Here is a 16066-nt window from a genome sequence, read left to right on the forward strand (position 1 = left end):
AGAGCTTGTCAGTAACAAAATATAACTGTAAATTCCGTCATTTATTTTTAAACGATCAAAATTATAACCAACAATGACAAATAAAGTAATAGCCTAGTCATTTAAAAAAATGGATGAATTATGAAATTTATACTCAATTCTCGTTTTACTCGCTTACTTTGTATTTTACTCTTAGGCATCAGCTTAACTGCTTGTTTGCATTGGATGCGTGCTTTTCAAACTTATTTACAATTAAATGATTTCGATCAACATTTCACAATTAACGATCACGATACTTTTATTGTTTATTTTAATGATCCTGTTCTCTATAGCAATGATTTATTGTTATTAGCTAAGCTAGAGCCAAGTGAAAAGACCCCTATTGAGAATGGGGAAAAATGGCGGTATCGTTTTCGTAAAGTTGATAAATTACAAAAATTAGTCGAACCTAATTTAAGTTTCTTTTTTGATTTAGAATTTAATCAAAAAAAACAGGTCGCCGCATGGATTTTTTCACCGCTTTTTTTAGAAATTGCCCCGCCTAAATTTTTAGAAGCCTCGCTTCGTTCCTTAGCGGGTGGGAAAATAGACAAGCTAAAAAGGCAACTTAAAGCCTCGTCCCATGTCAAAATAAACGCTAAACTTCCTAAGAAAAAGAAGGTTATTTCTGAATTAGGTGAGCCGATTGAAGTCGTTGATGAAGGCGAGCAATCGGTTTATTATTATCATTTTTTGCTGGACACCCCCAAAATAGAAAAAGGCTATGAATCGCGTGCATTAAGTGTCGTCAAGCTTACCTTTGATAATAAAACTAACGAACTCACTCGTATGGGAGGACGTTTTGCAGGATTAAAAATATCTATAAAATATCGCCGTTACTTGGAGGAAGTAAAATGAATAAGCAGGCTCAATTACAAACGGAAAATTGGCTTAATAAATTTATTATTGCTCATAATATTTGTCCTTTTGCACAGGCAGTGGTTACTGACAAAAGTCTTTATTATGCGGTGGATAACGCGACAGATAGCGCGTGTTGCTTGCAACAATTGATTATTGAATGTGAACGTTTAGATAATCAGAATACGATTGAAACGACGCTGCTTATTTATACCAATACATTCAAAAATTTTGAGGATTTTTTAGATTATGTCGATTTAGCAAACGCGCTCTTGGAGGCTCAAAATTATGAAGGCGTTTATCAGTTAGCTAGTTTTCACCCAGATTATTGCTTTGCGGATGTTGATGAGACCGATGCGTCAAATTATACCAACCGCTCCCCGTTTCCCATGTTACATTTAATTCGGGAGGCCAGCATTGAAAAGGTCTTAGATTCTTACCCAAACCCTGAATCCATTCCTGTTCGCAATATAGCCTTAACACGCTCATTAGGTGTAACCACCTTAAAAACACGGCTCTCTTCAATACAAAAAAAGTAGGAATAACGATAAATAGAGGTGTTTTTAAAACTATTTTTCAAAAACCTCTGTTTTGTTGATAATAGTGGGGTTTAATTAAAAATAATTATAATAAAACCAAGGAGTAAAGGACTATGATTTCTACTTATTTGCAAGATATTGTTGTTTTATTGGGTGCTGCGGTGATTATCGTACCCATTTTTCAAGCACTTAAATTAGGGGCTGTTCCTGGTTTTTTAGTTGCAGGCGTGATTGTGGGAAGCTCAGGGTTTAGTTTAATTAATAATGTGACCCAAGTGAATAATTTATCTGAAATAGGGGTGGTATTACTGTTGTTTTTTATTGGTATTGAACTAAAACCATCGCGTTTATGGCTAATGCGACGGGGAGTCTTCGGCTTAGGTTCATTGCAATTAATTCTTACAGGCGGGTGCTTTATCGGCTTATCGTATTTAGCAGGGGCGGAATTACGCGCAGCAATTTTAATTGGGCCTGCACTTGCTTTATCATCAACCGCCTTTGTTTTGCAGTTGTTAACCGAAAAAAAATGCTTACATTCATCTTATGGACGCACCTCATTTGCAATTTTACTGTTACAAGATTTAGCGGTTGTTCCCTTACTTGCCTTAGTACCTTTATTAGCCCTGCCTGACTTAAGTTTAGGAAAAAATATAGGATTGGCCTTGGCCGAAACCTTGTTTATCTTGACCTTGGTTATTTTGGGGGGACGCTATTTATTACAGCCTATTTTACATCGGGTTGCCTTATCGGGAAGTTCTGAGGTTTTCACCGCCTTAGCCCTTTTAATCGTCCTAGGAACGGCCTTTGTGACAGAGCATATCGGGTTATCAATGGCATTAGGCTCCTTTATTGCAGGACTGCTTATTTCTGATTCCGCTTTTCGTCATCAAATTATGGCTGAAATTCAACCGTTTAGAGGTTTGTTATTAGGTTTATTCTTTATGTCGATGGGGATGTCACTGAATTTAAGTTACTTTTTTTCTCACCCATTGACCTCACTAATACTTTTAGTGAGTTTAATTATTATTAAAGTCGCGGTCTTATTTCCCTTGGCTTATTTTTTCGGTTTAAAAGTTAAATCAGCCTTAGCCGTGGCTTTGTTACTGTCTCAAAGTGGTGAATTTGCCATGGTTTTATTTGCCTTAGCTCATGACGCAAAATTACTCAATGAAACCCTTTTTCAACCCTTGTTATTATTGGTTTTATTGAGTATGTTAGTTACGCCCTTACTTTCTAAATTTTCACAAATGTTATTAAAAATGGATAAAGTAACGCGTAAAACTAAAAATATAGAGCCGATTAAATCGACTGAGCAGCCGCCGATTGTGATTGCAGGTTTTGGGCGTATAGGAAATCGTATTGGTGATATTTTATCCCTGATTGGACAGCCGTTTGTGGCCTTGGATTTAGATGCCAATCGAGTGGAAAAAGAACGCCTTCAGGGGCATCCTGTTTTTTTTGGTGATGTGCGTCAACCTGAAGTATTAAAAGCTGCGGGGGTTAGTGATGCAAAAATTATAATTATTACGTTAAATGATAAAGAGGCGACTGAGCAGTTATTAATTTCCTTACGTAAGGCACGCCCTGAAGTGGCTGTTTTTGTCCGTGGGCATGATTTAAAACATTGTCGTTATTTGAAAAAATTAGGGGCAACTAGAGTTATTTCAGAAAATGTAGAAGCCAGTTTAGAATTAGCACGGGTTGCGCTCACTGAAATAGGCGTTGAAGAAAATAAAAAGATGCAAGTTTTAAACAATTTTCGTCAAACCTATCATGCTCAAATTAATGAGGGTGAAAATTTATAGGATTGAGTTTTTACAAAATAAGGGGTAAAACTTAAGGGGCTATTTAGTTGACAAATAGAACGCGGTGAACCTGTTGGATTTTTATGTACTTAGCTATAAATCCCCGCACTAAAGAGACGGGGGTTTACGAAAATTTAGTTAAAACTAACAACTACCAACTTAAGATAGAACAAGTTGAGGTTAAGCCTCGCTCCATAGTGTCGCGTCTTAAAACTAACGAATATTAGGCGACAAAAAATAGTTTGTAGACTAACGGTTAGTGTTTAACGTCGTCTTATTTTTAGTTTTTTAAAATTTATCTGATCTATTTTTTTTGATGACTCATCAAAGCGACTTCCTGTTTGATCCAGCGAATGGCCTGTTGTATTAAGGGTATCCGAGGCTTTTTTCATTTCAGGGCTTTCAATTGGCAAATTAGTTTCATCAATTAATGCATCAATATCTAAATCATTTTCAAGTTCAGAATTACCATCGGTGACTAAATGCTGGCGTGATTGTAAAAAGGATTCTCGGGTAAATAAATAAGGATCTAATGCACCCTCATCAATGACTTTTAAGGTTCCTTCTGCATTCGCTCGCATATTTAGCATTTCTAAGGAGCGAATCGGAATCGGAATGTAAGTTGCAGGGTTTACCGCCGCATCAAAAACTAAACCAGGAACGCCACGGCTTGTGGATGGACCAATAATAGGTAAAACCAAATAAGGCCCTTTAGGAACCCCCCAAACACCTAATGTTTGCGCAAAATCTTCGTTGTTTTTATTTAATCCCACTTCGCTAGCAACATCCAATATGCCCGCTAACCCCACCGTTGAATTTAACAAAAAACGCCCAGTATCTTCACCCGCTTGAAGTAATTTGGCTTGCATTAAATCATTTAAAATAACGTTAATATCTTTTAAATTATTAAAGAAATTACCAATTCCCGATTGAACTAAATCTGGGGTTATAAAATCATAGGCGGATGAAACAGGTTCGCCTACATAATTATCGAGACCTTCATTGAAGTAAAAAACAGTGCGGTTAATCTCTTCATAGGGATCATCTGTACTCACAATACTGCCATTAGTGCTTGCACAACTTGTCAATAACAAGGCACTAAGGCAAGCGGTTGTTGAGAGTATTTTTACTATTCTATTTTTTTTATGATCAATCATTGTTATAAACCTAAAAACTATTATTTTGCGTAAGTCTCAATTTTTGCATTAATTTTTGTAATCAGCGCGTCAAAACCGGATGATTTTAAAATCGTTGTATACTCAGAGCGTTTCAACGCTAAATCACTAACACCATTCGCAATGATATTAATAATAAGCCAACTTTCCCCTTTTTTCTTTAACATATAGTCAAATTTAACCGCATCATCACTAGGAATTTGCAGGTAAGTATGGACAATCATTCCACCTCGTGCCGTTTCATCTTCTGAATCAAAAACAAATGATTCCCCTGAAAATTCTTTAAAGTTATCCGCATAAGCGGCAATGCTCAATTGTGTGAAAACATCGACTAACGTTTGTTGCTGTAGTGTATCAAGTTTAACCCATTCTCGTCCCATAACAACGCGTGTTATTTTAGTTAAATCATGACTTTTATTAATGGCTTTTTCCAGTCTTTTATAACGTCCCTGAAATCCCAAGGTTTTTCCTTGTTTCATTACCGTTAATAATTTACTTTGAAAGGTTTCAACTACTTGTTTTGCGGTTTTCTGTCTTGCTTGAACCGTTGAAACATTCATTGCTAATAAAAATACAAGCATCGAAAAAAAAAACTTTATTCTTAATTATGACCAACATTAAAACACCCTCCAATACAATTGTTTTTAATTTTTTATAAACTCATTCTTTGTAAAAGTATACCTTAGCTAAGGTGATATTGAAAAATTTCAAATAAAGTCATTAAAAAATAATCTAAAATTTAGAGGTCACGGTAAAAAATACCCGTGACATCTGCTTTAATTATAATTCTGTTTTGATTGGAATGTCTTCTAAGGGGGTTGCTGTATTTTTTTCAGGTGATTGAACCTCAACCATATCGCCTTCTGTTTTGGGCCCTAAAAAGGAGGTTAACATCGCTTTGATCGGGTGAGCGAGCATGTCTTCTACCGCCGTCGCTTCATAGCCACAGTGAGCCATGCAGTTAGCACACTTTGGGTTATTAACGCTCCCGTATTTTTCCCAAGGGGTTGTCTCTAAGAGTTCCTTAAAGGTATCAACATAACCTTCATCATCCAGTAAATAGCATGGTTTTTGCCAACCAAAAACGTTACGGGTTGGATTTCCCCAAGGCGTACAATTATAATTTTCATTGCCCGCAAGAAAGTTTAGGTATAAGGAAGAATGGTTAAGTTTCCACTTTTTATTTTTACCAATTTTAAAAATACCACGAAATAACTCTTTGACATCACGACCTTTAATAAAAACATCTTGGTTTGGGGCATGTTCATAACTAAATCCAGGGGCAATGGTAACGCCTTCAACCCCTAATTCCATCGCATAATCTAAAAATTCAGCGACTTCGGGGGCATTTTCACCCTGAAATAACGTACAGTTGATGGTGACTCGAAAACCTTTACTTAATGCTAATTTAATCGCTTCTTCGGCAATATCAAAAACGCCTTTTTGACACACTGAAACATCATGTCGTTCTTGGTTTCCATCTAAATGAATTGAAAAGGTTAGATAGGGGGATGGGGTGTAATCATCAATACGTTTTTTTAGTAATAAGGCATTCGTACATAAATAAACGAATTTTTTTCGCGCAACAATACCATCAACAATTTGAGGCATTTCTTTATGGATGAGTGGCTCGCCTCCTGGAATTGAAACCATTGGGGCATCACATTCATCAACGGCCTCTAAACATTCAGCGACCGAAAGCCGTTTATTTAAAATTTCATCAGGATAATCAATTTTACCACACCCTGCACACGCCAAATTACACTTAAATAACGGTTCTAACATTAAAACCAAAGGGTAACGTTTCACCCCTTTTAATTTCTGTGCTAATAAATAACGACCGACAGCCAACTGTTGGCGTAAAGGTATACTCACAAATCTATCCTCCAAAAATGAGCGTTAAACAGACTGTTGTAAAATAACAACAATTATCGACTGTTGACGCTAAAAAAATGCTAATCCCTCACAATTATTACAGAAATAGGAGGAAACTAAATAGGTTCAGAATACTCTATTTTTGGACTAGACTCCAGTATTAAGCATTAATTTTTAGACTGAATTTTTTATTCTAGGCCCCTTTAAAAAAATAGAGAAACTCGGATTGAGCCCTTTTAAAAATTTCAGAGGATTACTTCCATTGATTTTATCGACATTCTGTATTTTTATTGAGCTGTTTAATTTAAGGTTTAAACGCTTTGGTGAAGTCTAGATGTATCTATTTAGGTCTATTTTTATAGAATAAGCTACTGAATATAAATGATTTTAAAAGTGAACGTTTCTTTTAGGTGCTTGTTGTAGGGACTCAGAAAATAACGAAGAAGATTCACTTAAAATAAAAAAACTTTAAAAAACAAATGAACTCTATTATTTTAGAGTAATCATTAGGTGGGTTAATATGGTTTATTAATTTTACTTATTTCTAACGATGACTCATTATAATTAAAAATACAATCCTCAACAAATACAAACGTTATCGCCGCTATCACGTATCTATTTGTGATTAAGTTTGCAATAAAACAACAATGCTTTGCAAAATACCAACAAACAGTCTATTATTAACTCAACCCAGCCATATTTTATTTAAAATTTTAGCGTTCCGTTATACCATAAGCATCTTTTTGCACGGCAAAACACACTATGATCGGTACACCAATTTCTATTAACCACCCAGAATCACTCCTTAATTTAAGCGATGATGAATTTCAAGCTATTTTACTTGAAGGGGTTTCCAGAACGTTTGCACTAACCATTCCTCAATTGCCTGCAAGCCTTTACCCTGCGGTAGCAAATGCTTATTTATTGTGTCGAATTATTGATACGATAGAAGATGAGATCTCGCTTTCAGTCGCCCAAAAGGAATCTTTTTGTTCGGCCTTTATTAAGGTGGTCAAAACAGGTGAGGGGGCCGCTGTTTTTGCCCAAGCATTATCGCCCTTATTATCTGAAAAAACGTTACCCGCAGAACATACGTTAATCGAATTAACGCCTCGTGTTATTAGTATTACCCAAAATTTTGAAGCCACACAAATTGATGCTTTAGCGGAATGCATCGCGGTTATGGCTAAAGGAATGCCGATCTTTCAAGCGTTAGATTTACGGGCAGGCCTGAAAACAATGGCCGATATGGATGATTACTGTTATTACGTTGCAGGCTGTGTCGGTGAAATGTTAGCTAAACTTTTTTGCTATTATTCGGCTGAAATTAATCAACATCGAGAAAAATTATTAAAATTATCGGTTTCATTTGGGCAGGGTTTACAAATGACCAATATTTTAAAAGATATTTGGGATGATGCTCAACGAGGCGTATGTTGGCTCCCTCAAGATATTTTTACGGAAACGGGGTTTGATTTATCAACACTCACGCCTGAAACCGATGATGAAAAATTTCGTCAAGGTTTAATACATTTACTGAGTATTGCTGAAAAGCATCTGGAAGATGCCATGGAATACACCCAATTATTACCCCCGCATGAAACAGGCATTCGTAATTTTTGTCTATGGGCGATTGGAATGGCGGTTCTTACGCTAAAGAAAATCAAACAAAATCTAAGTTTTAATGAGTCAAGTCAGGTAAAAATTAACCGCAAACAGGTTAAGGCAACTATTTTGGTGGCTAAATTAACCGTTCGCAATAATTATTTATTATCATTGGTTTTTAATTACTTTAGTAAAGAACTTAAAGAACCCAACTGGCACTATCAATCTCTTTCAACTAAATCTTAAAGTACCTATTAAGGATTCATCATGTTTACAGAAGCTGCAATGCCGATGGATACGAGCGACGCTCAACACTCATCAACGGCTATTAAATCTAAATCGCTTAATCTTGATAAAGCCATAGAAAACGCTCAGGATTATTTACTCAATCTTCAAGATAAATCGGGATTTTGGAATTTTGAATTAGAAGCGGATTGCAGTATTTCTGCGGAATACATCATGTTTATGCACTATTTAGGTGAAATTAATAAGCCCTTACAAGAAAAAATTGCGGTTTATTTAAGAGCGGGCCAATCTGAGGCGGGGCATTATGCTTTATATCCTGGGGGCGAGGGAAATATTAGTACCAGTGTTAAAGTTTATTTTGCATTGAAACTGGCAGGGGATGATGTTGACTCAGAGCCAATGACGAAATTACGGGACTTTATTTTAACGCAGGGGGGCGTTGCAAAAGCCAATGTATTTACTCGTCTTGCGTTAGCGACGTTTGGTGAATTACCTTGGCGGGGTGTTCCTTATATCCCTGTTGAAATTATGCTGTTTCCTAAATGGTTTCCCTTTCATTTGGATAAAGTTTCTTATTGGTCACGTACGGTCATGGTTCCTTTTTTCATTTTATATACTCTAAAAGCTAAAGCAAAAAACCCAACAAATACGAGTGTGTTGGAGTTATTTGTCACTCATCCTGATAAAGAAAAACATTACTTTCCTGATCGAACATTATTGAATAAATGTTTTTTAGCCATGGATCAATTAGGCTTAAAAACTCGGGGTTTAATCCCTAAAAAACTGCATCAAAAAGCCATTGAACAAGCAAAGCAATGGATTATTGAACGATTAAATGGCGAAGATGGCTTAGGCGGAATTTTCCCTGCGATGGTGGCCTCTTATCAATCTTTATTATTAGTGGGCGTGCCAAAAGAAGATGAGAAAATGCGTACCATCCGAAAGGCGATTGATAAACTTTTGGTGATTAAAGACGATTCGGCGTATTGCCAACCGTGTTTATCGCCTGTTTGGGACACAGGCTTGGTCGCACTTGCGTTACAAGAAGTTGATAAAGAGGCCAATAAAGAAAGCCTTATGCTTTGTTATGAATGGTTAAAAAGCAAACAACTTTCCGATGAACCCGGTGATTGGCGTATTGCATGTCCCGATGTTGCGGGCGGCGGGTGGGCCTTTCAATTTGAAAATGCACATTATCCTGATGTGGATGATACCGCTTTAGTGGCATTCGCAATGGCTGAATTAGATATAAAAGCCTATGACGAACCCATTCATCGGGCGACTAACTGGATTGTAGGGATGCAATCTAAAAATGGGGGCTACGGTGCCTTTGATGTGGACAATACCAGCTACTATTTAGATGAAATTCCATTTGCAGATCACGGCGCGTTATTAGATCCGCCGACCGCTGATGTCAGTGCGCGTTGTGCGATGTTAATGGCGCGTGTTGCTCAAAATCATGAGGAATACTTACCTGTTTTGGAGCGAACCCTTACTTATATTCGCAGCGAACAAGAAGAAAATGGCTCATGGTTTGGTCGCTGGGGAACCAATTATATTTATGGGACTTGGTCGGTCTTAATCGGTTTAGAGCCTACCGATATTCCTAAAAGTGATCCTCTTTATACCAAAGCGTCGGCTTGGTTAAAAAGTGTACAGCGTGACGATGGCGGTTGGGGAGAAGATAACCAAAGCTATGAAGTTGACGATAAATATGATGGTCGTTACCATATAAGTACCAGCTTCCAAACTGCGTGGGCATTGCTGGGTTTAATGGCGGCAGGCGAAGTGGATAGCCCTGAAGTTAAATTGGGGATTAATTATCTGTTACGTCAACAACAAGACAATGGCGTTTGGGAGGATCCTTGCTTTACCGCACCGGGGTTTCCAAAGGTCTTTTATTTAAAATATCACGGCTATGATAAATTCTTTCCATTGTGGGCCTTAGCTCGCTATCGTAACGAACTGTCTAAAAAATAATGATTGGAATCATTGTCGCTTTACCTGAAGAGCTGGCCACCTTAACGACAAAAAAAATGGTTAGGGGGCAGTGTGCGTTTGTGGCTAATAACGTCATGGTAATCTGTTCAGGTGTGGGGCGCGACAATGCCATTAAAGCGGCTAATGTATTGATTGCTAAAGGGGCAAAAGGGCTGATTAGTTGGGGCTGTGCGGGAGCCTTAGCGCGTGATTTAAAAGCGGGTGACCTTCTTTTTCCTGAAAAAATAATCCCAGCCAAAGGCGATTCTTTACGGGTGAGTGAGCATTGGTTAGCGCATATTAAGAAAAATTTACCGGTTATTCATCGCTCGGTGAGTTTGGTTGAAAGCCTAGCCATCATTGAAACCAGCGAGAAGAAAAAAAAATTACATCAACAAACACAGGCTGTTGCCGTTGATATGGAAAGTGCGGCCATTGTTGAAACGGCTGAAAAAGCGGGCCTTAAAAGCTTAGTGATACGAACAATTTCCGATCCCGTTACTCTAAACTTTCCCCCAGCGGTGAGTTATGCCTTGAATAGCGACGGTGAAATCATGTTAGCGAAACTGCTCCGCTATTTATTAACCCATCCTCAGCAAATACCCGCCTTAATGAAATTAGGCTTGAATTTTAAGGCGGCTAAAAACAAATTAAAGGCAGTCGCCGTACATCTTGATACAATAGTGGGTTTTGATTTAAATACAACTACATGAGTCACTCGCCTATCATTTCGCTGGATAAATTTTTATGTTGGTGGGGATCTAATATTTTACGATTCCCTTGGGTTTTATTAATTTTTACGTGTGTTCTTTGTGGAATAAGCTTGAATTACACCCTAAATAATTTAGGCGTTAATACCAATACAGCGGAAATGCTGTCCCCTGATTTACCTTTTCAACAAAATAGAAAGCGTATGGAAGCCGCTTTTCCTTTTGATGCAGGGGCGATTTTATTAGTTGTTGAAGCCTTAACCCCCGAAGAAACCTCGCAAGCCGCTGATAAATTAGCGAAAAAATTAAAATCACAATCCGATCACTTTAATTCGGTTTATATTCCCACAGAAAATGATTTTTTCAAACGCCAAGCCCTTCTCTACCTTGAAACCGATGAGCTTGAAGCCTTAGCAACTAAGCTAACCAATGCTCAACCCTTCATTGGCCATTTAGCACAAAATTATCATCTTCAAGGCTTATTTAGCCTTATTAATAAAGCACTGAATCAGCAAGAAAATTTGCCGATGGATTTAGAGCCTTTGTTACAAGCGGTTAACCAGTCTATTATTGCGCAAACACAACAGCAACCGCATTATTTATCATGGCAAGACTTATTAGCTGCAAATAAATTAAATACCGAAAGTCGGCGAACGATTGTTATTGCGCGTCCTAAAATGAATTTTAACGAAATTTTTCCTGCTGAATTAGCCTTAACGGCGGCTCGATTAACCGTTAAAGAAATGATGGCACAAACACCAAGTTTGACGATTAGGATGACCGGTGAGATTGCGTTAGAACATGAAGAATTAGAAAGTGTCTCCGAAGGTTCCGCCGTTGCGGGCCTTGTTTCATTATTATTAGTTTGCAGCTCATTGTGGTTTGGATTGCGTTCTGTTAAATTATTAATGACTACCTTTTTAGCTCTTATTTTTGGACTCATTTTAACAGCAGGGTTTGCCGCAGTTGCGATTGGGCATTTAAACTTAATCTCAATTGCCTTTGCCGTTTTGTATATCGGCCTCGGCGTTGATTACGCCATTCATCTCTGTTTACGTTATCGAGAATGCCGTGCTTTAGGAATGGAAAATGGCGTGGCTATTTGTGATAGTATTCACAACGTCGGTTTTTCCCTTTTTCTTTGTGCCTTAACCACGTCATTAGGATTTTTAGCCTTTGTTCCCACCGATTACTCAGGAGTTTCTGAGTTAGGGCTTATTTCAGGCGCGGGAATGTTTATCGGCTTATTTGTTTCGATCACGGTTTTACCCGCCCTATTAACCTTATTTTCATTAAAAAACGTTAAACCTCTTGGTAAATCATGCACCCCCTTATGGTTGGTTAATTTACCTTTTAATTTTTCAAAATCCATCCGAGTGACGGCGATTTTATTAAGTTTTATTTCCATTGGAATTTTAACAAATCTAACGTTTGATTCAAATTCAATTAATTTACGCGACCCAACCAGTGAATCTGTTGTAACCATTAAAGAATTATTAAGCTCAAAAACAGACTCACCTTATGCCTTATCGGCTTTAAGTGATAATTTAGAGCAAGCACAGCAACAAGCCATGCGGTTTAAAGCCTTGTCCGTGGTTGATAATACGATTTTATTAACGGATTTAGTGGCCAAAAATCAAGATGAAAAATTAGCAATTATTGAAGAGCTTGATTTAATTTTAGGCTCACAATTAAGTGAGTTTAAAGAACCCCATGAAAAAGTCGATAGTCGGCAAGCCTTAGTTGAATTTTTAAAACAAATCACCGACGTTTTAACCAAACAACCTCAACATACGGCCACGGCCTCCTTACAGCAATTACAACAATCGCTGCAACACTTTATTACTCAAACTGATCGCACAGATTCAAGTCAGTACCCTGCGTTAGAGGCGAATATTTTAGAGTTATTACCCTATACGATGGAACGTTTACGCACGAGTTTAATGGCCAGTCCTTATACCTTGGGGGATTTACCCCGTTATTTAACCCAGCACTGGTTAAGTGATGAGGGCTTGTATCGTATTCTCATCATGCCCGCAGACGATCAAAATAAACTTGAAAATCAGCGAAATTTTGTTAATGAGGTTCAAACGATTGATGCGGGAGTGACAGGCTTATCGGTTGCCGATCAGGCTTCGGGCGATGCGGTCGTGGATGCTTTTATTCAAGCGTTTACAGGCGCGTTAATTGCCATCACGTTACTGTTATTGATTATCTTAAAAAGTATAAAAAAGACCTTACTGGTTATTTTTCCTTTATTATTAGCGACCCTTTTAACAGGGGCGAGCAACGTTTTGTTAGATAATCCGTTTAATTTTGCCAACATTATCGCCTTACCTTTATTAATGGGGATGGGCGTTGATAGTGGGATTCATATTATGCACCGTTTACACGTTCATTTTACTGAAGAGGAAAACCTCTTAGAAACCAGTACCGCGCGGGGTGTATTTTTTAGCTCTTTAACCACCATGTGTAGCTTTTCTAGTCTTGCGTTTACACCTCATGTGGGGACATCCAGCATGGGGCTTTTATTGGCGATGGGTATCTTCTTTACCTTAATTTGCACGCTGATTGTATTACCCGCCTTTAGTGGCAAAACTGTTTAATAATGAGATAACGATGACTTTTAGTATAGCCGAATTATTTTCAAATCATGCGGATGAGAAATTCGCATTGCATGAGCAATATCTTAATAACCAAATGGTGCGTGTGCTAAAAACCATTGGTTATGATCGTACCTATACTCGTGCGGAAGGACAGTATTTATACGATAATCAAGGGGCTGAATATTTAGATTTATTAAGTGGTTTCGGTGTCTTTGCGCTGGGTCGCAATCACCCCACGGTTATCAAAGCATTGCAGGAAACATTAACCCTCGAACTGCCCAATTTAGTTCAAATGGATGTCTCACTGCTGAGTGGCTTACTGGCTAAAAAAATCTTAGAAACCACGCCCGATTCCTTAGATAAAATGTTCTTTTGTAATTCAGGAACAGAGGCCGTGGAGGCTGCGATTAAATTTGCGCGTTATACCACGAAACGTCAGCGGATTGTTCATTGCGAACATAGTTTTCATGGCTTAACTTTGGGCGCGTTATCCTTAAATGGTGAAGAAATTTTCCGAGAAGGCTTTGAGCCGTTATTATCAGATTGCAATGCGATTCCTTTTAATGATTTAGATGCCTTAGAAGAAGTCTTAAGGGGGCGCGAGGTTGCGGCTTTTTTTGTAGAACCGATTCAAGGAAAAGGCGTTAACGTTCCTGATGATGATTATTTACCTGAAGTTGAACGATTATGTAAAAAATACGGGACGTTGTTTGTTGCGGATGAAATTCAAACAGGGCTAGGACGCACGGGGAAATTATGGGCCTGTGAACATTGGGGCGTAACCCCTGATATGTTGTTAATGGCCAAAGCCTTATCAGGCGGATTTGTACCTATTGGCGCGGTGGCGATGACGACAAAAATTATGGATACGGTTTTTAATCGAATGGATAGAGCCGTCGTTCATGGGTCAACCTTTGGTAAAAATAACATGGCAATGGCCGCAGGGTTAGCGACGTTACACGTTATTGAAGATGAAAATCTGGTTGAAAATAGTGCAAAAATAGGCGATGAAATAATTACGCAGATTAATGCCATGTCCGCCGATTATCAATTTTTAAAAGAAGCGCGAGGGAAGGGTTTGATGATTGCGGTTGAATTTCAATCCCCTAAAAGCTTATCGTTAAAAGCGGCTTGGACGATGTTAGAGGCGGCGAATAAAGGCTTGTTTTGTCAGATGATTACGATTCCATTATTTAAAGAGCATAAAATTTTAACGCAAGTCGCAGGTCATGGAATGAATGTGGTTAAGTTATTACCCCCGTTAAATTTAACCAATAAAAATAGTCAACATATTATTAGTTCCTTTGATAAAACGATTGCAGACACCCATCAAATTCCCGGTTCCATTTGGGATTTAGGCAAAACATTAGCCAGCCATGCGTTAAAAAATAAAACTAAAAAATAATTTTTCTGAGGGAATGAATCATGGGCTTTTATAAAACCAGTAAAAAAGTAAGATACACCCTTTCGGTTGTTTATGTTGTCATTATGGGATTTATTCTCATTGGAACCTATATTTCCCAGCCAGAAAACGTTGTCGAAAAAGAAACCGCCCCGTTATAATTATTTTTCGTATGGATAGGGCATCCTTCATTTTTCGGTTTACAGTTTAAATCGGAGTCCAATAGCTTTAGCTATTGGCGAGTCACGAAAATAGCTAAAGCTATTTTACGCCACACTATTTTTTAAGAATAAAGTATAAGCTACTTTTGAGCGGCGACCAACTTAAGACGGAACACGATGGAGCGAGGCTTAACCATTCGTCCTGAGCTTGTCGAAGGGCGGACGGTTAAGCCGTTCATACTTCAACAAGCTCAGGGCGAACGACTTAACCTCAATGTTCCCCATCTTAAGTTGATAGCCCTTTTGAGCTAAATGAAAAATACCAAGCCTTATATCGATTACATCCCCTTAAATTAATCATCTAAATCCCGTGTCTATTCATCTTATTTTCGATTTACTGGCCTTATTAAGTGGAATCTTTGTTAGCGCATGGTTTCGGAAAAAATATGGTCTCAAACGTCCTATTGGAATTATTCAATCCTCGCAATACGACTATTATTTGATTACTTTACTCGTCGGCTTAATCGGAGGAAGCGTAATCTTGGGTACGCTTAATATTTATCTTGCGGGCTATCAGGGCGTGGCTAAAAGTATGCTGGGGGGGATTTTTGGTGCGATTGTGGCGGCAGAAATCTTTAAATATTTTTCCAATATCCGACAATCAACGGGATTATATTTTATACCAGGGTTACTCATACTCATTATCGTTGGCCGAGTGGGCTGTTTTTTAGCAGGCTTAGACGATTTTACCTATGGAGTAGAAACGAGCGTACCTTGGGGGGTTAATTTTGGTGATGATATTAAACGCCACCCTGTGCAGTTGTATGAGTCATTAACGATGTTTATTTTCTTAATTATCTTGTTAATCCGCTATCCCAAAAATCCCTTATTTTGGCAACGACACGGCTTTTATCTCTTTGTCGGGGTGTACGCGGGACAACGGTTTATATGGGAATTTTTAAAACCTTATCCCTATTTATGGGCTAATTTTAATTTATTCCATTTATTGAGTTTTTTGCTGATACTTTATGCGTTGTGGATGCTAACACGAAAACAGTCATCGCCGTTAACCGATTGAATTTGAAG

General features: G+C 38.0%; 13 protein-coding genes. 10 read left to right on the forward strand and 3 right to left on the reverse strand.

The annotated features are described in order from the left end of the window. Positions 1 to 120: 120 nt before the first annotated feature. From Q9M50_05780 to Q9M50_05790, 3 genes are all read left to right on the forward strand, one after another. Positions 121 to 876 carry a hypothetical protein gene (locus tag Q9M50_05780; GenBank protein MDQ7090141.1) on the forward strand — a complete coding sequence of 252 codons (756 nt, stop codon included), beginning with the start codon at positions 121 to 123 and terminating at the stop codon, positions 874 to 876. Beyond that, complete coding sequence (locus tag Q9M50_05785; protein ID MDQ7090142.1) at positions 873 to 1415, forward strand: DUF1415 domain-containing protein; 543 nt, start codon at positions 873 to 875, stop codon at positions 1413 to 1415. Before Q9M50_05780 ends, Q9M50_05785 begins: the two co-directional genes overlap by 4 nt. Positions 1416 to 1528: 113 nt before the next feature. Next, on the forward strand, positions 1529 to 3220 hold the full coding sequence (locus Q9M50_05790; protein MDQ7090143.1) for a monovalent cation:proton antiporter-2 (CPA2) family protein: 1692 nt from the start codon (positions 1529 to 1531) through the stop codon (positions 3218 to 3220). Positions 3221 to 3483: 263 nt separating this feature from the next. On the opposite strand, the gene Q9M50_05795 is transcribed toward Q9M50_05790, so the two are convergent. The 3 genes from Q9M50_05795 to hpnH form a co-directional block, all read right to left on the reverse strand. Next, the gene (locus Q9M50_05795) at positions 3484 to 4377 is read right to left on the reverse strand and encodes a VacJ family lipoprotein (GenBank protein MDQ7090144.1); all 894 of its coding nucleotides are present in this window, start codon (positions 4375 to 4377) and stop codon (positions 3484 to 3486) included. A 20-nt stretch (positions 4378 to 4397) separates the two neighbouring features. Next, the gene (locus Q9M50_05800) at positions 4398 to 4976 is read right to left on the reverse strand and encodes an ABC transporter substrate-binding protein (GenBank protein ID MDQ7090145.1); all 579 of its coding nucleotides are present in this window, start codon (positions 4974 to 4976) and stop codon (positions 4398 to 4400) included. A gap of 199 nt (positions 4977 to 5175) precedes the next feature. After that, complete coding sequence (hpnH, locus tag Q9M50_05805) at positions 5176 to 6270, reverse strand: adenosyl-hopene transferase HpnH (protein ID MDQ7090146.1); 1095 nt, start codon at positions 6268 to 6270, stop codon at positions 5176 to 5178. Between the two features lie 762 nt (positions 6271 to 7032). On the opposite strand from hpnH, the gene Q9M50_05810 reads away from it, so the two are divergent. The 7 genes from Q9M50_05810 to Q9M50_05840 all read left to right on the forward strand — a co-directional run bounded on the left by Q9M50_05810 (position 7033) and on the right by Q9M50_05840 (position 16058). Further along, positions 7033 to 8121 (forward strand): phytoene/squalene synthase family protein, encoded by a 1089-nt coding sequence (locus Q9M50_05810; protein ID MDQ7090147.1) that lies wholly within the window; start codon positions 7033 to 7035, stop codon positions 8119 to 8121. Positions 8122 to 8142: 21 nt separating this feature from the next. After that, positions 8143 to 10101 carry a squalene--hopene cyclase gene (shc, locus tag Q9M50_05815; GenBank protein MDQ7090148.1) on the forward strand — a complete coding sequence of 653 codons (1959 nt, stop codon included), beginning with the start codon at positions 8143 to 8145 and terminating at the stop codon, positions 10099 to 10101. Further along, positions 10101 to 10814, forward strand: coding sequence for a phosphorylase (locus Q9M50_05820; GenBank protein ID MDQ7090149.1), 714 nt, complete (start codon positions 10101 to 10103; stop codon positions 10812 to 10814). Before shc ends, Q9M50_05820 begins: the two co-directional genes overlap by 1 nt. Continuing rightward, positions 10811 to 13417, forward strand: coding sequence for an MMPL family transporter (locus Q9M50_05825; protein ID MDQ7090150.1), 2607 nt, complete (start codon positions 10811 to 10813; stop codon positions 13415 to 13417). Before Q9M50_05820 ends, Q9M50_05825 begins: the two co-directional genes overlap by 4 nt. Positions 13418 to 13430: 13 nt before the next feature. Beyond that, entirely contained in the window at positions 13431 to 14822 is a 1392-nt protein-coding gene (locus tag Q9M50_05830) for an aspartate aminotransferase family protein (GenBank protein MDQ7090151.1), read from the forward strand. Positions 14823 to 14842: 20 nt separating this feature from the next. Then, positions 14843 to 14980, forward strand: a complete 138-nt coding sequence (locus Q9M50_05835; GenBank protein ID MDQ7090152.1) for a hypothetical protein — start codon at positions 14843 to 14845, stop codon at positions 14978 to 14980. A 370-nt stretch (positions 14981 to 15350) separates the two neighbouring features. After that, positions 15351 to 16058: a prolipoprotein diacylglyceryl transferase gene (locus Q9M50_05840; protein MDQ7090153.1), complete on the forward strand. Its 708-nt coding sequence runs from the start codon at positions 15351 to 15353 to the stop codon at positions 16056 to 16058. The last annotated feature ends 8 nt before the right edge of the window (positions 16059 to 16066 follow it).

Source organism: Methylococcales bacterium, assembly GCA_030949405.1.
In the GTDB taxonomy this organism is placed as follows: domain Bacteria; phylum Pseudomonadota; class Gammaproteobacteria; order Methylococcales; family Methylomonadaceae; genus WTBX01.